The sequence below is a fragment of the Corallococcus sp. M7 genome (assembly GCF_054512695.1).
In genome coordinates, this window is the sequence record NZ_CM137252.1 from 3,867,955 (window position 1) to 3,886,115 (window position 18,161).

The following is an 18,161-nucleotide window of genomic DNA, read 5'->3' on the forward strand; positions in this document are numbered from 1 at the left end:
GTCGGCCGCCATGCTCCCCCTCCGAACGCGAATCGCTCCCCTGGCAGTAGCGGTATTCACCCTGGTGGGCCTGTGTCTTCCGGCTGAAGCGGAAGCGCAGGCCTGGTCGCTGACGAACGCGCAGCGGCAGGCGTTCCTGCGCTACTACGCGCCGGTCATCTTCAAGCGCGCGAACGCGAACGGCAACGAGCACGGCTACGACTGGCTGACGAGCTTCGACTTCGACCAGGACGGGGACTTCTCCAACAACAAGCTGCACTGGAAGCAGATCAACCAGTACGTGGACGCGTCACGCGTGGGGCCCAGCGCGTTCGACAAGTGGCGCATCCGGCCGACGCTGTACACGTCGCTGATCGAGTTCATGGACGGGGGGAAGAACCTCGTCCTCGTGTATCACCTGTATCACGCGCTGGATAAGAACGCGGCGGGCAACTGGCAGCTCCACGACTGGGAGCGCGTCGAGCTCCAGATTCGCAACGTGGTGGGCAACCCGGGCAGCGGGGAGTCCGTGGCGTTCGCGGTGGTGACGCAGCACAAGCGCAACGTGGTGCGCCGGGCGGGCAGCAGCGACCTCCAGTTCATGCAGACGGGCACGGGCAGCCACCTGCTCATCTGGCAGGCGGAGTGGTCCGACAAGCTGCTGGCGCCGCACGGGCAGGAGCTGCGCTTCGTGACGGATCCGTATTCGTTCTTCGCGGGCCGCATGGCGTCCGGTGGCAAGGCGGAGGCGGACGTGAACAACGACGACGGGCGCAAGAAGCTGCACTACGTGTTCGTGCCGGAGGATGACGGGGCGGCGGTGGCGGCGTTCAACGCCCAGCCGGTGCGGTACTCCACGGCGGACGCGCTGGCCAGCCGCTACGACAACGGGGACTCCGCCAACTGGCCCGCGGTGAAGCGCGTCACGTACGAGCTGCAGGACATCGCGGACATCCTCCCGACGCACTGGGAGTCCGGGGGCTATGCGACGCACTGGCTGCCGGACTCGCCTCGGTTCTTCTTCCTGGAGAGCCCGGTGGTGAACGAGGCGGGGCAGGCGGAGGTGAGCACGGGGATGCAGCGCTTCTTCTCCAAGACGCGCGATGTGGAGAACCAGGACGACCGCGAGGGCTACCCGTCGAAGGCGTGGTTCTTCGGCACGTTCGAGCTGAACGACAAGGCGTCGGACACGGGCGGTGGCGGCGGCTCGTTCGGCGACAAGGTCTGGGCGGGCACGGCGGTGGACTCGCGGGACCAGACGCGGATGAGCGCCAGCGGCTACCCGGCGTCAGCGAACGCGTACTGGTGGCAGCACGATTACTTCGTGCACTCGGGCGTCACGGACGACAAGGACGGCCAGGAGCAGGGCTTCTTCCTGCAGGGCGGGTGGTACCTGCCGCAGAACGGCGGGTTCGACGGACGGTGGGTGCAGCTCTTCGACGACCGGCCGGGAAAGGAGTCGGGCGAGTACTGAATTGGTCCTGATTGCTGGCAGGGCGCGGAGCGAGAAGCGTGGCTCATGCCCTGCCGGTGACGGGCCCCAGAAGGGGACGCGGGGTGGCGGTGGACTGGTAGGATCGAGGCGCAGTTCCACCCCCTCGTTTGCGTGAAGGAAACACGCCATGAGCCAGCCCAGCGCCCCCAGCCCTCAACAAATAGACCTCAACCGCACCGCCGTGGAGATCGCCCCCGAGACCTTCTGGGTCGGGAAGCGCGAGCCCGGCGGCATCTTCTTCGCCAATCCATACCTGCGCCGCTTTCGGGGGACGGATCAACGGACGAAGAAGCCCTCCGAGTTCAACCTCCTCATCGACCCCGGGTCGAGCAGCGACTTCTCCACCATCCACACGAAGGTGGTGTCGCTGATTGGCGGGATGGACCGGCTGTCGGCGCTCTTCATCAACCACCAGGATCCGGACGTGGGTTCGTCCGCGAACATCATCTCGGCGCGCTACTCGCCTCGCGCGAGCATCCTGTGCTCCGAGGACACCTGGCGGCTCATCGTCCACTTCAACCTGCCGCGAAACCGCTTCATCCCGACGGAGAAGTTCGCCGCGGGGCTGAGCGTGCCCACGGGGCACAAGCTGCTGCCGGTGCCGTCGCCGTTCTGCCACTTCCGGGGCGCGGTGATGCTCTACGACCCGCAGACGCGGGTGCTCTTCACGGGGGACCTCTTCGGCGGCCTCACGGACAGCAAGGCGCAGGGCCTGTGGGCGGATGAGTCCGACTGGAATGGCATCCGGGCGTTCCACCAGATCTACATGCCGGTGAACTCGGCGCTGGTGCGCGCGGTGGCGGCCATCCGGAAGCTCACGCCCGCGGTGGAGATGATCGCCCCGCAGCACGGCCGCATCATCCGGGGCAAGCTGGTGCAGCAGTTCCTGGAGCGCATGGAGCGGCTGCAGGTGGGCCTGGACATCATCGACGAGGCGCAGGACCGCACGCACCTGCAGGCCTGGAGCGCGGTAATTGACCGGGTGCTGAACCTGGCGCGCGGCTACCTGGGGGACTCGGTGGAGGCGAAGCTCACCGCGAGCGGCCAGCTGGCGGACACGGCGAAGTTCAACGGCCAGCGGCTGGAGGTGAGCCGCATGGGCAAGTGGACGCTGGAGCACGTGGTGGAGGTGCTCTGCCAGGGCGAGCCTTCGGAGATTTCGGGCCCCATCATGGTGGAGGCCACGCTCGCCGCCGCGGAGTACAACCTGCCCACGCCGCACCTGGACCTCGAAGGCGCGGGTGCGCCGGCGCCGGTCTCGTTGCTGGAGCCGTGAGAGGGGAGGGCGGGTGATACCCAAGGATCCTGACAGCGGAGGCGTGGCCTACCTGGGCCCGGAGGCCCTGCATGGCAAGGCGCTGGACGAAAACGGTCTGGAGCCCACGCTCCCGCAGGTGCGGACGCCCGTGTCTCCGGGAGGCACATTGCTCCAGGGGGCGGTGACGCCCCGGCCGCCCGCGCCAACGAACCAGGGGCTCGTCCCCGGGCAGGTGGTGGCGGGCCGCTACCGGGTGGAGAAGTGGCTGGGCGTGGGCGGCACGTCGGCGGTCTACCAGGCGCTGGATGTGAAGAAGCAGCAGCGCGTGGCGCTGAAGGTGCTGGCGGTGCCGCACGCGGACGAGGCGATGGTGACGCGCTTCCGCCAGGAGGTGGAGCACGCCCGGGCGTTGGAGCACGTGAACATCCTGCATGTGTTCGACGTGGGCTCGGATGGGGACCGGCATTACCTGACGGTGGAGCTGCTGGATGGGAGGGACCTGCGGCAGGTGATGCAGGAGGGGCGCCCCACGCTGGCCAATGCCTTGCGGTGGCTGACGCACGCGACGGTGGCGCTGGAGCACGCGCACGCGCACGGGGTGCTGCACCGGGACGTGAAGCCGGGGAACCTGTTCATCACGCGCACGGGTGTGTTGAAGCTGATGGACTTTGGCCTGGCCAAGAGCGCGCATGTCATGGGCAACACGGCCCAGGGCGCGACGCTGGGGACGCCAGAGTACATGGCGCCGGAGCAGGTGAAGGGGGCGGAGGTGTCTCCGGCCACGGACCTGTACGCCTTGGGAGTGGTTGCGTACGAGCTGCTCACCGGGCAACTGCCATTCCGTCATGCCCAGCCTGTTCCGCTGATGCTGATGCACGTGCAGGAAACGCCCGTGCCTCCGAGGACGCGGCGTCCAGAGTTGCCGGAAGCTTTCGAGCAAGTCGTCCTCAAGCTGATGCGGAAGCAGCCCGAGGAGCGTTACGCGAGCGCCACGGTGCTGCGCGCTGAACTGGCGAAGCTGTGGCCGCTGGCACTCCAGCACGGGCGCGCGTTATAGGAGGCTCCTTTCCCGCAGGGGGGCCTCCATGTCTGTCAAATTCAACCACACGATCATCCATGCGAAGGACAAGGTCGCGTCCGCGCGATTCCTCGCGGAGTTGCTCGGGCTGCCGGAGCCGAAGCCCTTCGGTCACTTCCAGGTGGTGAAGCTGACGGATGGGGCGTCGCTTGACTACATGACCACGCAGGACGCCATCCATGGTCAGCACTACGCATTCCTGGTGACGGAGGAGGTCTTCGATTCGCTGATCGCCAAGATCCGCGACCGGAAGATCCAGCACTGGGCTGACCCGTTTGGTCACCAGGAGAACCAGATCAACACCCATGACGGAGGACGTGGGGTCTACTTCCAGGACCCCAGTGGCCACTACATGGAGGCGATCACCGTTCCGTACGGCGGTTGGTGACGTACTGATGTCTGGGATTGCTCTCCTGACACGGTTGGGGGGGCGCGAGCCCGGGGAGTAGAGTCCCGGGCATGGGCGCTGCGTCGAACTCTCCGGATGGCAAGAACGCACTGCTGCGCGGCCTTCCGTCCATCGAACAACTCCTGCGGCGGCCGTCGCTGGAGTCCCGGCTCGCGAACCTTCCCCATGCCCGCGCGGTCGCGGCGCTGCGACTCGCTGTCGAACGCGTGCGCTCCCGGCTTCTCGCCGGTGACCTGCGCCCCTTCGAGGATGCGGACGTGGAGGCGGCGCTCACGTCCGTGGCCACTCCGAACCTCCGTCGCGTGATCAACGCCACCGGCGTCGTGCTTCACACGAACCTTGGGCGCGCACCTCTCGCTCCTGAGGCCGTGGAGCGCGTGGTCGCCGTGGCCCGGGGCTACTCCAACCTCGAATACGACCTGGACGAAGGCGAGCGTGGCAGCCGCTACGCGCCGCTCATCGGTCTGCTGCGCACGCTCACCGGCGCGGAGGACGCCATCGTCGTCAACAACTGCGCGGGCGCCGTGCTGCTCGTCCTGGCCGCGCTTGCTTCCGGCCGTGAGTGCATCGTGTCCCGCGGTGAGCTTGTCGAGATCGGTGGCGGATTCCGCATCCCGGACGTCATGCGTCAGTCCGGCGCGAAGCTCGTTGAAGTGGGTACCACCAACCGCACGCGTCGTGCGGACTACGCCAACGCGATGAGCCCGGAGACCGGCCTCATCGTGAAGGTCCACCGCTCCAACTTCGCGCTTGTTGGCTTCACGGAAGAGGCGTCCCTCGCGGAGCTCACCGAACTGGGACGCTCCCGTAACGTGCCTGTGTTCCAGGACCTGGGCTCCGGCGCGCTCGTGCCGCTGTCTGGCCCGGGGCTCACCTCGGAGCCCACCGTAGGGCAGGCGATCCGGGATGGCGCGGATGTCGTCGCGTTCTCTGGCGACAAGCTCCTTGGCGGTCCCCAGGCGGGCGTCATCGTCGGCCGGGCGGACCTGCTTCAGCGCATCAAATCCCACCCGCTCACACGTGCGCTGCGTGTCGACAAGATGACGGTCGCGGCCCTGGAGGCGACGCTGGAGCTGTACCGGGATGGCCGCCCGGAGGCGGTTCCCACCCAAAGCCTGCTCACCCAGCAACCGGCTTTGTTGCAAGCCCGTGCCGAACGCCTGGCGGCCATGCTCGCGGCGCGCGGCGTCGAGGGCCGGGTCGTGTCCGTGGATGGACAGGTGGGTGGAGGTGCCATGCCGCTGTCCCGGTTGCCTTCCTACGCTTGCAGCCTCACCGTAGAAGCGCCGAAAGTATTCCTGGAACGTCTGCGCGAAGCCGAGGTGCCGGTTATTGGCAGGATTGCGGATGACGAGGTCGTTCTCGACGTCCGGTGTCTCTCAGAGGAGGACCTGGGGCAGGTCGCGCAGGCTGTGGCGGCCGCCCGTTCGGGAAGCCAGCCATGATCAACAGCGCCGTGCTCGTTTTAAACCGGTACTACCAACCGGTTCACGTGACGTCAGTCAAACGGGCTTTTTCCCTGCTGTATCAGGGCGTCGCCAAAGCCATCGACGAGCAGTACCGCCTGTATGAGTTCGAGGACTGGGCCGCCCTCAGCGCCACCCAGGACAGCATCACCACCATCGACCGCACCATCCGCGTGCCGCGCGTCCTCGTGCTCGGCGCGTATGACCACCTGCCGCGCGCCAAGGTGCGCTTCTCGCGCCTCAACATCTACGCGCGCGACAACGACACCTGCCAGTACTGCGCGAAGCAGCTGCCCCGCAGCGAGCTCAACCTGGACCACGTCAGCCCGCGCACCCAGGGCGGCAAGACGACGTGGGAGAACGTCGTGTGCTCCTGCGTGCCCTGCAACCTGAAGAAGGGCGGACGTACTCCGGAACAGGCCGGGATGCGGCTGCTCAAGAAGCCCGTCCGGCCGCGCTGGACGCCGCTGTTCCGCGGCGCCATCCGCAAGATCACCTACCGCGAGTGGCTGCCGTTCCTGCACCTCGCGGACGTGTCGTACTGGAACGTCGAGCTGCTCGACGAGTGACAGCGAACGGCTCCCCGGCCGCCTGCCCCCCGAGCCTCCTGGCGCCGGGGCGCGGGCCCCGGGCGCTCGGGGGCCGGCCGTGAAATGGCGGGGTGTCGACTCGGGCGGTAGGACGGGCTTTGATGCGAGCCTTCGTGAAGCCCGCCCCCCTGCCTCCATCCGCTCCCGCCTCGCTGGCTGGCACCTCGCCGCGTGCAGGCAATGACGTGTCGCCCTCGGGACCCGCGGGCCTCGCCCGGCGCCCCCGCGCGCGGCGGATCATCGCGGTGGGCGGCGGCAAGGGCGGCATCGGCAAGTCGATGGTGTCCGCCAACCTGGGCGTCGCGCTCGCGCAGGCAGGCCAGAAGGTGCTGCTCGTGGACGCGGACCTGGGCGGCGCCAACCTGCACACCTGCCTGGGCGTGGGTCCTCCGGAGGCCACGCTGTCGGACTTCCTGCGGCGCGGGAAGGCGAACCTCGAAGAGGTGATGGTCGCCACCGGCGTACCGGGGTTGTCGCTGATCGCCGGCGCGCAGGACTCGCTGGACGCGGCGAACCTCAAGTACGCGCAGAAGCAGAAGCTGCTGCGCACGCTGCTGTCCCAGACGACGGCGGACTACCTCATCCTGGACCTGGGCGCGGGCACCAGCTTCAACACGCTCGACTTCTTCCTGATCGCGGACCACGGCCTGCTCGTTGTGCTGCCGGAGCCCACGTCCGTGGAGAACGCGTACCGCTTCGTCAAGGCGGCCTTCTTCCGCAAGCTCCAGCAGACGGAGGCGCGCTACGGCATCCAGGACATGGTCGATGGCGCGCTGTCCACCCGCGAGGGCGGCCTGCGGACGCTGCACGACATCGTCGCGCAGGTGCGGCGCAAGGCCCCTTCGGACGCGGAGCGGCTGGAGCGCGAGCTGGCGGCGTTCCACGTGCGGCTCGTGGTGAACCAGGCGCGCACGGACGCGGACGAGAAGGTCGGCGCCGCGATGGTGTCCGCGTGGAAGAAGTTCTTCGGCATCGACATGGATGACCTGGGCGCCCTGCGCCACGACGATGAAGCATGGCGCGCGGTGCGCAAGCGCAAGCCGGTGCTCCTCGAGCGGCCCGACTCGCCCGTGTCCCAGGGACTCCAGCGCATCGCCGCGCGTATCCTGACGCTCGACGGCCTTTCCTCCGAGTCCGCCATCCCATGAAGCCCTTCGCGCAGCAGACCTACTACGAGCTCCTGGAGGTGCCGCCCACGGCGACCGACACGGAGATCCGCGCGGCCCATCAGCGCCTGATGGAGCTGTATTCGCCGGATTCCATCGCGGTGTACGCGCTGGGGGATCCGGATCAGGTGGAAGCGCTGCGTGAACGGATGAACGAAGCGATGGAGATGCTCACCGACGCGGACCTGCGCGTCGAGTATGACCGCTCCATCGGGCTGTCCACGGAGCGGCTCGCGAAGGCCGCCGCGACGGCGGAGGCGGCGGGCGCGGTGGACTCGGCCGCGCGTGTCGCGGAGGCCCTGGCGACCGCCGCGGCGGCGTTGGCGAAGGCCGCTGGTGCGGTGGATGCTGAACGGTTGGAGGCGGAGTCGCGACTGAAGGCCGCGGCTTCCGTGAACGACAATGAAGGGGAGGCGCCTCACGCGAGTGGGACGCCTGGAAAGAGCGAGGAGCGGATGCGCGGTGAGGAGTCGAAGCGGCAGGAGTCCTCGGGGAAGGACGCTCCAGGCGTGCCCTCCGAGCCGGTGATGGTGGGAGGCGTGGCGGTGGTGGAGGCCTTCCGCGCCTCGTTCACCCGGAGCCTGTCGTTCGTCTACGTCCCCGCGAATCCGCTGCGCGGCCAGGGCAGGGGAGCCGCTGAAGCTCCGGTCCCCGCCGTGGACGCGAAGTCCTCCGGCGCCGAGAACGCGCTGGCTGCCTCGGCCCCCAATGCCGTGGAGGCCTCTGCGAAGGCGGTCGCGTCCCCAGCGGAAGTCCTGCCTCCGGCCGGAGCTTCTCCCGCGCCTGCAAGCTCCGCCGTGGAGTCCCCGGTAGCCGCGGAGCCTTCCGCCGTGGGCTCGCCGGACCGCGTGGAGGTCCTCAAGGCTCCTGTTGCCTCCGAGGCAACAGAGGTCCCGGTGTCCCAGTCCGCCGCGGATACCCATACCGTGGCCGCGACGCCCGCGCCCGAGGCCAGTGCCACGCCCACCGCGCAGGTATCCGCGACGCCCGCGCCCGAGGCCAGCGCTACGCCAGTGGCCGCGACGCCCGAGGCCAGCGCCACGCCGGTCGCCGCGACGCCCGCGCCGGAAGCCAGTGCCACGCCCGCCGCGCCGGTGGCGACGATGTCCGAGGCCAGTGCCACGCCTGCCGCGCCGGTGGCGACGACGTCCGCGTCGGTGGCCGCGACGCCCGCGTCGGAAGCCAGCGCCACGCCCGCCGCTCCAGTGGCCACGGCACCCGTGTCGGAAACAGGTTCTGCGCCGGAAGCCAGCGCCACGCCTGTCGCCTCGCCCCAGGCCCCTGAGGCCGGATCCGTTGTCCCCAGCCCCGAGCCCGCCTCCGCCACGGCCGCCGTGACGACCACCCAGGGCGAGTCGGATCCGAACCCCACCCTGGACTCCAGCACCACCGCGCTGGCCCGGGTGCCGGCCACCGGGGCTTCCCGCGCCGCTGTCCGGCCGCTGACGTCGCGCCCCATCGACTCGCGTCCTCCGCAGAACGGCCCCACGGGGCCGGGCAGCGTGAAGGGCCCCACGGTCCGCAAGCTGGGGGACGCCCAGGTCCTGGCCCAGGACTCCGCCATCGCGACCGCCGAGTCCGCGCTGGCCCAGGTGGCCGCCAAGGTCCGCGAGGCCCGCCCCCGGGGCGTGGACATCCCCTCCGACGCCGAGTTCAACGGCGAGCTGCTCCGGCGCGTCCGGGAGGCCCGGGGCCTCACCATCCAGCAGCTGGCCGACCGCACCCGCATCTCCGTGCGTCACCTGGAGAACGTGGAGGCGGACCGCTACACCGCGCTGCCCACCACCGTGTACCTGCGCGGCATCCTCATGAACCTCGCCCGCGAGCTCGGCCTGGACCCCCTGCGCGTGTCCAAGAGCTACCTCGCGCTGTTCTCCGAGAAACCCGCCAAGTCGGGCCGTTGACCGGGAGTCGGCCAGGCCCCCTCCCGTGCGACGGGAAAAGTTGACTCGCACGGGGTGGGTGCCTAAGTAGTGGCACGATGACGGAAGAGGAAAAGGTCAAGGCGATGCGACTCGCCCGCGCGATCGCCTCCGATATTTCGCTCTACAACGAGCAGAAGATCATCAAGGGCATCGAGCAGGACAACCTTTTCGAGGTCCTCAAGGAGGAACTGGAAGAGGGGCGCGCGCTCTACAAGAGCCGCGTGAGCGCGGAGATCAGCTCCCAGGCGAACTTCTTCGAGCGCGCCATCAACGACATCGTGCTGCGCTCCAAGGCGCACGTGAAGTCGAAGATCTGGTAGCGCCCACCACCGTGGCCTCACCCGACACGCGCGAGCACCGCGCCCTCCCCGAAGCCCGGGGCGAGCGGCTGGATGCGTACTTGGCCCGCGCGTTCCCGGACCTCACCCGCTCCCGCCTCCAGGGCCTCATCGCCGACGGCCACGTGCTGTCGGACGGCAAGCCCGCCAAGGCCGCGCAGCGCCTGCGCGGAGGCGAGGCGCTGGTCCTCCACGTTCCCGCGCCCGTCGCCGCGATTCCCCAGGCGGAGGCGCTGCCCGTGTCCGTGCTGCACGAGGACCGGGACCTGGTCGTCGTGGACAAGGCCGCCGGCATGGTGGTGCACCCGGGGGCGGGCAACGCGTCCGGTACGCTGGTCAACGCGCTCCTGCACCGCGTGAAGGACCTGGCCGGCGTGGGCGGCGAACTGCGCCCCGGCATCGTCCACCGGCTGGACAAGGACACCACCGGCTGCCTCGTCGTGGCCAAGCACGAGCAGGCCCTGGTGGCGCTCCAGAAGGCCTTCAAGACGCGCGAGGTCCAGAAGACGTACCTGGCCCTGGTGCATGGCGTGCCACCTGCGGAGGGGCGCATCGAGACGCTCTACGGCCGCCACCCCATCCACCGCCAGAAGTTCACCGGCAAGGTGAAGGAGGGCAAGCCCGCCATCACCCTGTTCCGCGTGCGCGAGGCCTTCGAAGGCGCCGCGCTGGTGGAGGTGGACCTGCTCACCGGCCGCACGCATCAGATCCGCGTCCACCTGGCGGAGGCCGGACACCCGCTCCTGTGCGACGCGCTCTACGGCGCCGGACGCAAGGCGAAGGGCGCGGTGGCGGAAGCCCAGGAGGCGCTGGGCCGCCAGGCGCTGCACGCGTGGCGCCTGGCCTTCGAACACCCGCGCACCCACAAGGCGCTGGACCTGGAGGCCCCCCTGCCGGAGGACTTCCAGAAGGCGCTCACCGTGCTGCGCGAGGCGAGCATTCCCGCCGGGCCTCCCACGAAGGCGAAGCCCGCGCAGAAGAAGCCGGCGGCGAAGAAGGCTACAGGCCGGAAACGCTGAGCTGCTGCTGACGGCGGGAGAGGACCTTGATGGGCTGGATGGCCATCACCCGCATGAAGACGGCCAGGAGCTCCGGGTCGAACTTCTGGCGCATCTCCGTCCACATCAGCATCAGCGCCACCTCCGGGCCGTACGCGTCCCGGTAGGGCCTGCGGGAGGTGAGCGCGTCGTAGGCGTCGCAGATGGCGATGATCTTCGCGTACACCCCCAGGTTCGTCTTGGGGATGATCATCTGGATGTTGCCGCGCGCGTCCCGCACCGCGGTGCCGTAGTCCGTCTTGTGCTCGAACGTGGTCACCACGCGCAGCAGCGTGGAGCGGCTGAAGCCCTTCTCCATCAGGATGTTGCGCACGCTGATGAGCGGCGCGCGGGCCACCGTCGTCTTCTCGTCCGCGGTGAGCGCGCCGCGCTTGGTGGCCAGCTCCTCCGGCAGCGTCGTCATGCCCGCGTCGTGGAAGAGCGCGATGTAGCCCAGGTCGCGCAGCTGCGGCTTGGTGAGCCCCAGCTCCGCGCCGAACACGATGCACATCAGCGCCACGTTCACCTGGTGGTAGACGAGGTAGTCCTCCTCGCGCTTCTGCGTCGTCATGCCCAGGAAGTGGGTGCGCTGATCGTAGGAGATGTCCACGAAGTCCTGCACCAGGCGCAGCGCGCGCGACGAGCCAATGGGCTTCCCCGCGCGCACGGACTCCAGGTACTTCTGCAGGAAGAACACCGCGCGGGCGTACACGGTCATCGCGTACTTCTTGCGGTCGACCTTCTGGTCGCCCGGCGTGTCCATGTCCTTGTTGAGCTTCTCCTTCAGCTTGGAGAACTTGGCCACGCGCATGTTGAGGAGCTTGCGCCCCTGCAGGCCGTCCTCCTCCGCGGTGGCGGACTGCTCCTTGCTGAAGATCCAGACGAAGTTCTTCAACTCCTGCGTGGTGACGGGCTTGGTCAGCGTGATGCCGCCCACGTCCTTGGAGCGCATCTCCGACAGCAGGTAGCGCTGGTTCTCGATGGAGTTCAGGTCCACCTTCACCAGCATGCCGTTCAGGTAGAACGAGTCCTTGACGCCCGTCAGCTCCAGCCGGCCTTCCTTGCCGATGATCTGGTTGATGATGTCCTGGAGCTGGTGGAGCGGCTTTTCGAAGACCGCGTTCTCCGGGTCATACATCTTCACAGAGCGCACCAGCATGTAGAGACCCGCGAGCATGGAGCGCGACAGGTTCTGGAGCTTCTCGTTGTGCTCTCGACCGTACTCGCCCAGGTTCTCGTCCTGGGTCTGATTGATCTTCAGATTGTCGGCCATGGTGTCAGCTCGCTTCTTCCGGGAGCGCCGAGTCCCCGAACAGGGCCTTGCGCGTCTGGTACATCGCCTTGCGGGCCGCGGTGAGGACTTCCAAGGGCTGCGCCTTGTCCTCCACCACGCCCTGCAACATCTTGTAGGACTGGATGGAGCCCGCGCCGCCCAGGCCGGTGATGGCCAAGAGCTTGTCCTCCATCACCCGCCGCTTGTTGAGCAGCGACGGCTTCACCGTCAGCAACTGCTGCATCATGGACAGCGCCGCGGGCAGGTTGGTGGACCCGATGGCCGCGTAGAAGGCGGCCTTCTCGTCGGACGTCTTCTTGTCCCAGCTGGGGTCGCGCACCTGCCGCACCAGGTCCGTGAAGGCCCGCTCGCGGTCGAACTCCGGCAACAGCTTCGCGGCCAGCATGCGCACCTGGGAGACGCCGTCGGTGAGCGCATCCAGGATGATGCGCCGGGCCTCCGCCGTGCGGCCCCTGCCGATGATCTGCATGACCTCCAGCTTCACCACCAGGTTGGGGCTCTTCATCACCTGGCCGAACATCTTCACCCGCTCCGGGTGGTTGCTCTTCTCCAGGATGTAGACCATGTCGCGCACCGTCTGCGGCCGGTCCGACAACAGGCGCGCGACGAAGGGCTCCGGCAGGTCGCGCGCGAACGTGGCCAGCACGTCGCACAGGAGCACGCGGTTCTCCGGCAGCTCGATGGTCTCCAGCACGCTGAGCAGCGGCAGCACCGAGTCCACGCCCAGCGCCTGCAGGTAGCGCGTCACGTCCTGCGGCTGCCGCGTGCGCGTCGTCTTCAGCGACTCGCCCATTCGCGTGAGGCGCTGCTCCTCGCCCATCTTGTGGAGGAAGTTGGTGAGCAGCCGCCCCAGGTCCTCGCCGCCCTCGCGCTGGGAGAGCGCGCGCAGCTTGAGGACGATCTGATTTACCGTGGCGAAGTCGTCCTGGAGCAGCAGCATGTCCAACAGCTGCAGGAAGATCTCCTCCAGCAGCGCCGCGTCATCCACGCCGCCTTCCACCACCTGGAACACCGCGCCCACCAGCTTCGGGAAGAGGCGCGCGTTCTCTTCCTCCGTGATCTCGCGCTGGATGCGGGCCTTCAGGTCGTCCGAGGCGTGCCGGCCGCCCACGACGAGGCCGCGCAGCTGCTCCACGCCGTCCAGCTTCGCGTCCAGGTCCTCCGCGGACACGCGCGCGAAGCGCAGGAAGTCATCCGAGTTCGTCTGGAGGCGGGAGTAGAGGTAGCCCACCACCTTGTCCACCTCCACCTGGACCTCGTCCTCGGAGGCGCCCTCCATGGAGAAGCCCTCCACCACCACGTACTCCACCTGCTGCATGCCCGCGCGCCACAACTGCGCGAGCACGTCGTCCGCGCCGCGCTCCGGCTCCGACAGCGCGATGAGCGTGAGCGTGACGAGCTCCTCCAGCGGCAGCCCCGGGCGGAAGATGAGCTGGCGGATGCCGTCGCGGAAGAACTTGTAGGGCAGCGGCGACTCCTCGGAGAAGAGCGGCTCGCCGTGCAGCATGAAGTTCTGCTGCTCCACCTTCAGCGAGAGCGGTCCGAACTTCTCCGTGTACGTGGAGATGGACTCCAGCGCCTTGGAGAGGAACTCCGGGAAGCGCGCCTCGTTGTGGCGGTACATGCCAATCTGCTTGATGCCCTTGAGCAGGTGGAACGCGAACGTCTTCGCCAGTTCCACCTTCTCGCGGACCTCCGGCGACTGTTCCGGTTCCGCGGTCGCGTCCGTGACTTTCTGGGGCTGTGCCATGAAACCTGAAGAATCCGGAGGGGGCGGAAGGCCCCGATGGGGGGAGCTTGAGTGTACTCCCGTCCAGGTTCCGGACCCAATTCGGGAAGCGCCCAGAATCCAGGGGGTTGGCGTGACACCTGGGCAACATGGGGCGGACTGGCGGTGAAGCCGGGGTGTGTTACGCAAGGGGCCCCTTGCTGTCCGGAGTCCCGTCCATGAAGCGACTGGCCGTGTCCGCCCTGGTCCTGGCGTCCCTCACGGGCTGCTTCCGCATGAGCGTGCGCAGTCCGGCGCCGCGCGACGGCGCACCGGAGTCCCGCACGGGCGTGAGCCTGGTGGAGGGGCTGACGACGTCCAACGTGGCCGCGGCGGAGTGCCGGCATGGCCTGTCCCGGGTGGACGTGTACTGGCCGTGGTGGAGCCCGTTCGTCTACGCCTTCACCTTCGGCATCGTGACGCCGCTGCGGGCGGAGTACGTCTGCGCGAAGGGGGCGGGGGACTTCGACGGCGGCGACACGGAGGTGCCGCCGTCGGTGCCCGGGCTGTAACGGAAGCCTCCCCGCGAGCACGAAGCGGGGAGGGTGCTTCAGGCCGTCAGTGCGACGGCGGCGGGGCTTCCGCGCCGCTCTTGCCCTTGAGGGCGGAGCGGAAGAGGACCGCGGTGAGGACGGCGAAGAAGGCCAGGCCCCAGACGTTGGACCACGTCGGGTGCGCCAGCTCGCTCTCGCCCACGGCGTTGAGGAAGGCGCCCACCGCGCCTTCATGGCCGAAGAGGGCGGGCAGGTTGATGGCGCGCGTCCAGGTCCCGTCGCTGGCGATTTCGAGGAAGGCAATCAGCACGCCCGCGATGGAGCCGCCCGCGATGTAGCCGGAGGACATCAGCGTGCCGGGGGAGAACTCGGACTCCGCCGCGCTGCCGCCGCGCAGCTTGTCCACGAAGTGGCGCACCATGCCGCCCACGAAGATGGGGGCGCTGCTGCTGATGGGCAGGTACACACCCACCGCGAAGGGCAGCGAGGACACGCCGCACAGCTCCAGCATCAGCGCGATGAAGACGCCCAGCAGCACCAGGTCCCACGGCAGCCGCTGCGTGAGGATGCCGTCGATGATGAGCGCGAACAGCTGCGCCTTGGGCGCGGAGTAGCGGGTGAGCGTCTGGCCCTCGTACTCGCTGATGCGCCCGCCGATGCCCGGGTCCACCACGTACTGGATGCTGCCCTGGTCATCCACCAGGTAGCGGCCGGCGGGCACGGGCGTGTCCGCGCCGCGCACGAAGCCTTCCTTGTAGATGCGGTCCGGACCGGCGGTGATGGCGCCCGCGTCCGACAGCTTCAGCGACGGGCCGTTGGCCGGCGCCAGCGTGAGGCCGGACAGCTGCTCGGGCGGCATCGGGCGCCAGCTGCGCAGCTCCAGCCCGCCGTCCACCGGCGCCACGTCCAGGCGCTCCGCCCACAGCGAGCGCTTGAGCTGCGCGGGCGTCATGCCGCGCTGGGTGAGCGCGTCCTGGGACACCGCCCAGCGGTAGGTGTGCTGGGTGCGCGTCTCCTGCGTCAGCTCCGTCACCTGCACGCCCGGGTGCGTCTCCGGGATGACCGCCGTGGCGCCCTGGTTGAGCAGCACCAGCACCAGGCCGATGAACATGGCGCTCGTCAGCACGCCGACGAAGAGGGCGATCTGCTGCTTCTTGGGCGTGCCGCCCACGAGGAACGCCGTCTTCAAGTCCTGCGCGGTGGTGCCGCCGTTGGACGCGGCGATGCCCACGATGGCCGCCGTGGTGAGCGCCATGAAGCGGTCCGGCGACGACGTCCAGCCGAACAGCAGGTACACGAGGCAGGTGACGAGCAGCGTGGCCACCACCATGCCGGAGATGGGGTTGGACGAGGAGCCGATCTCACCGGTGATGCGCGCGCTCACCGTCACGAAGAAGAAGCCGAAGATGACGATGAGGATGGCGGAGATGAAGTTCACGTGCAGCGGCGGCGCCAGCCAGATGGCCAGGATCAGCAGCGCGCTGCCCACCAGCACCACCGTGATGGGCAGGTCCTGATCCGTGCGCAGCACCGTGGGCAGGGCGCCCTGCGTGCGCGACTGGCGCAGCGTCTCCACGCTGCGCTTGAAGGCGCCCACGATGGTGGGCAGGGACCGGATGAGGCTGATGAGGCCGCCCGTCGCCACCGCGCCCGCGCCGATGTAGAGCACGTACGCGTTGCGGATCTGATCCGGAGACATGTCCTTGATCAGCATCCCGTTGTGCACCAGCAGCGGCGTCTCCATGCCGCTGCCGAAGAAGGAGATCATCGGGATGAGGATGAGGTAGCTGAGCACGCCGCCGGCGAAGGTGATGCCCGCCACGCGAGGCCCGATGATGTAGCCCACGCCGAGCAGCTCCGGGGACACCTCCGTGGAGAGCGTCGCGGCCTTGAGCCCCTTGATGGGCGTGCCGATGGCCTCCTTGAAGAGCTTCATCCCGGAGTAGGCGAACTTGTAGACGCCGCCGATGATGAAACCCAGGATGACCGTGCGCGCGTTGGTGCCGCCCTGCTCGCCCACGATGAGCACGTCCGCGCTGGCGGTGCCCTCCGGGTAGGTGAGCTTGCCGTGCTCCTGGACGATGAGGCCCTGGCGCAGGGGAATCATCATCAGCACGCCCAGCACGCCGCCCAGCGCGGCGGTGAGGAACGCGTGCGTGAGGCTGATGTCGTAGCCCAGGATGAGCAGCGCGGGCAGGGCCGCCGCCACGCCGAAGGCGAGCGACTCACCCGCGGAGCCCGTCGTCTGGACGATGGTGTTCTCCAGGATGCTGGAGCGCCCCAGGGCCCGGAAGATGGCGATGGAGAGCACCGCCACCGGGATGGACGCGGACACCGTGAGGCCGACCTTGATGGCCAGGTACACGGATGACGCTGCGAACACGATGCCCAGCACCGACCCGAGCACCAGCCCGCGGATCGTCAGCTCCGCGGGCGACTGCTCGGGGGGGACGTAGGGCTTATGCGGGGCGGAACCATGCGCCTCCGCGAGAGGAACGCGATCATCGACGACCGGCGGGGAACCGTGGGACAAGCAGGCACTCCTGACAGGAAATCAGGGGGCCCGTTGTAGCAGGGTCTCCGCCGGGGTGCGAAAACTGCCCCTTCAGCCCTGGGCGGCCATCGTCTCCGGATCCACCTCCGCCATCAGGGCGGCCAGCTCCGACTTGAGCTTGTCCTTGGCGCGGATCTCCAGCTGGCGCGCGCGCTCGCGGGAGAAGCCGAAGTGCTCGCCCAGCTCCTTAAGCGTCATGGGACGCTCGTTCATCACGCGCTGCTCGATGATGAAGCGCTCGCGCGGGTCCAGGCGCATGAGGGCGGTGCGGACGCGGTTGTTGATGAGGCCCGCCTCCTCCTTGTCCGCGAACTCGTCGTCCTGGGGCGCCGCGGCGCTCACCACGAAGTCCACGTGGCTGTTGCCGCCGTCCTCGCCCATGGGCGCGTCCAGGGACAAGTCCCGGCCGCCCATGCGCTGCTCCATCTCACGCACCTCACCGGGCTTCACATGGAGCTTGCGGGCAATCTCATCCACGTTCACCACGGCCTCGCCGCTGCCCAGCTTCTCCAGCTCCCGGCGCGTGCGGGCCAGACTGAAGAACAGCTTGCGCTGCGCCTGCGTGGTTCCAAGCTTCACCAGCGACCAGCTCTTCAGGATGTAGTTCTGGATGTACGCGCGGATCCACCACACCGCGTACGAGATGAGGCGGATGCCCTTGTCCGGGTCGAACTTCTGCACCGCCTTCATCAGGCCGATATTCCCCTCCTGGATGAGGTCCGACATCTTGATGCCGTAGGAGCGGTACTCGTAGGAGACCTTCACCACGAAGCGCAGGTTGCTCGTCACCAGGCGGTGGCCAGCGGCCAGGTCACCCTTGATGAACCGGCGCGCCAGCTCCTGCTCCTCCTCCACCTTCAGGAGCGAGTACTGGTTGATCTCCGAGAGATACATCGCGAGGGAGCCAGAATTGGACGACTGCTCGGTCGAAGCCTGCATGGATGGATTCTCCAAATCGGGCCTCCTGCCGCGGCGGAGGCGCTTGAAAAGTGCTCTGGGTTCAAGTCCTACAACTTGACGTGTCTGCCCTGAGCAACCGGGATGCCAACCAGGGTTGGATGTATTCGCGTGTGTCTCCGAGGGGTTGCAGGACGCAGGTGGGCGTCGCCTGGCAACGGTCTGTAACCGTTACCCGTGGCCGGTAGGAAATCCGCGGGTCTGCGAGAGGAGAAAATGCACGGGACATGGCCCTCGAGCGCACGTCGCCATGACGTCCGCGAATGGGGTTCCGTGAAAGCCTTAATGGCGCCGCGTGGCGGAAGGGGAAGACATTTCTCCACCTCGGCCGGGCGTTCCTGGGGAGGGCGGGC

The 18,161-nt window shown here is 68.4% G+C and carries 15 protein-coding genes; 11 read left to right on the plus strand and 4 right to left on the minus strand.

Translation table 11 applies throughout. The features are described from left to right. The first annotated feature begins 10 nt into the window (after positions 1–10). The 10 genes from ACX114_RS15890 (at position 11) to ACX114_RS15935 (ending at position 10,723) form a co-directional block, all read left to right on the plus strand. Positions 11–1,453: a hypothetical protein gene (locus ACX114_RS15890; RefSeq protein WP_459298937.1), complete on the plus strand. Its 1,443-nt coding sequence runs from the start codon at positions 11–13 to the stop codon at positions 1,451–1,453. Between the two features lie 148 nt (positions 1,454–1,601). After that, positions 1,602–2,750, plus strand: coding sequence for an oxygen-binding di-iron domain-containing protein (locus ACX114_RS15895; RefSeq protein WP_459298938.1), 1,149 nt, complete (start codon positions 1,602–1,604; stop codon positions 2,748–2,750). 67 nt (positions 2,751–2,817) lie between these two features. Then, positions 2,818–3,789, plus strand: a complete 972-nt coding sequence (locus ACX114_RS15900; protein ID WP_459300179.1) for a serine/threonine-protein kinase — start codon at positions 2,818–2,820, stop codon at positions 3,787–3,789. A gap of 28 nt (positions 3,790–3,817) precedes the next feature. Further along, a complete protein-coding gene (locus ACX114_RS15905; RefSeq protein ID WP_459298939.1) occupies positions 3,818–4,198 on the plus strand; it encodes a VOC family protein in 381 nt (126 codons plus the stop codon). Between the two features lie 71 nt (positions 4,199–4,269). Continuing rightward, entirely contained in the window at positions 4,270–5,664 is a 1,395-nt protein-coding gene (selA, locus tag ACX114_RS15910) for an L-seryl-tRNA(Sec) selenium transferase (RefSeq protein ID WP_459298940.1), read from the plus strand. Further along, entirely contained in the window at positions 5,661–6,254 is a 594-nt protein-coding gene (locus ACX114_RS15915; RefSeq protein ID WP_014396030.1) for an HNH endonuclease, read from the plus strand. The genes selA and ACX114_RS15915 overlap by 4 nt, the downstream gene beginning before the upstream one ends. A 122-nt stretch (positions 6,255–6,376) precedes the next feature. After that, entirely contained in the window at positions 6,377–7,423 is a 1,047-nt protein-coding gene (locus ACX114_RS15920) for a MinD/ParA family ATP-binding protein (RefSeq protein WP_459298941.1), read from the plus strand. Beyond that, complete coding sequence (locus ACX114_RS15925) at positions 7,420–9,345, plus strand: helix-turn-helix domain-containing protein (protein ID WP_459298942.1); 1,926 nt, start codon at positions 7,420–7,422, stop codon at positions 9,343–9,345. Before ACX114_RS15920 ends, ACX114_RS15925 begins: the two co-directional genes overlap by 4 nt. A 77-nt stretch (positions 9,346–9,422) precedes the next feature. Then, positions 9,423–9,686 (plus strand): hypothetical protein, encoded by a 264-nt coding sequence (locus ACX114_RS15930; RefSeq protein WP_014396033.1) that lies wholly within the window; start codon positions 9,423–9,425, stop codon positions 9,684–9,686. Between the two features lie 11 nt (positions 9,687–9,697). Beyond that, positions 9,698–10,723 (plus strand): RluA family pseudouridine synthase, encoded by a 1,026-nt coding sequence (locus ACX114_RS15935; RefSeq protein WP_459298943.1) that lies wholly within the window; start codon positions 9,698–9,700, stop codon positions 10,721–10,723. Here the strand turns inward: ACX114_RS15935 and ACX114_RS15940 are convergent. Both ACX114_RS15940 and ACX114_RS15945 read right to left on the minus strand, forming a co-directional pair. Continuing rightward, positions 10,704–12,014 carry an HD-GYP domain-containing protein gene (locus ACX114_RS15940; protein ID WP_459298944.1) on the minus strand — a complete coding sequence of 437 codons (1,311 nt, stop codon included), beginning with the start codon at positions 12,012–12,014 and terminating at the stop codon, positions 10,704–10,706. The genes ACX114_RS15935 and ACX114_RS15940 overlap by 20 nt on opposite strands. Before the next feature lie 4 nt (positions 12,015–12,018). Then, complete coding sequence (locus ACX114_RS15945; protein ID WP_459298945.1) at positions 12,019–13,785, minus strand: HEAT repeat domain-containing protein; 1,767 nt, start codon at positions 13,783–13,785, stop codon at positions 12,019–12,021. A 197-nt stretch (positions 13,786–13,982) separates the two neighbouring features. On the opposite strand from ACX114_RS15945, the gene ACX114_RS15950 reads away from it, so the two are divergent. Beyond that, positions 13,983–14,315, plus strand: a complete 333-nt coding sequence (locus tag ACX114_RS15950; RefSeq protein WP_459298946.1) for a hypothetical protein — start codon at positions 13,983–13,985, stop codon at positions 14,313–14,315. A 46-nt stretch (positions 14,316–14,361) separates the two neighbouring features. On the opposite strand, the gene ACX114_RS15955 is transcribed toward ACX114_RS15950, so the two are convergent. Both ACX114_RS15955 and ACX114_RS15960 read right to left on the minus strand, forming a co-directional pair. Then, positions 14,362–16,830, minus strand: coding sequence for an OPT family oligopeptide transporter (locus ACX114_RS15955; protein ID WP_459298947.1), 2,469 nt, complete (start codon positions 16,828–16,830; stop codon positions 14,362–14,364). Between the two features lie 72 nt (positions 16,831–16,902). Then, entirely contained in the window at positions 16,903–17,790 is an 888-nt protein-coding gene (locus tag ACX114_RS15960) for an RNA polymerase factor sigma-32 (RefSeq protein ID WP_206796597.1), read from the minus strand. Between the last annotated feature and the right edge of the window lie 371 nt (positions 17,791–18,161).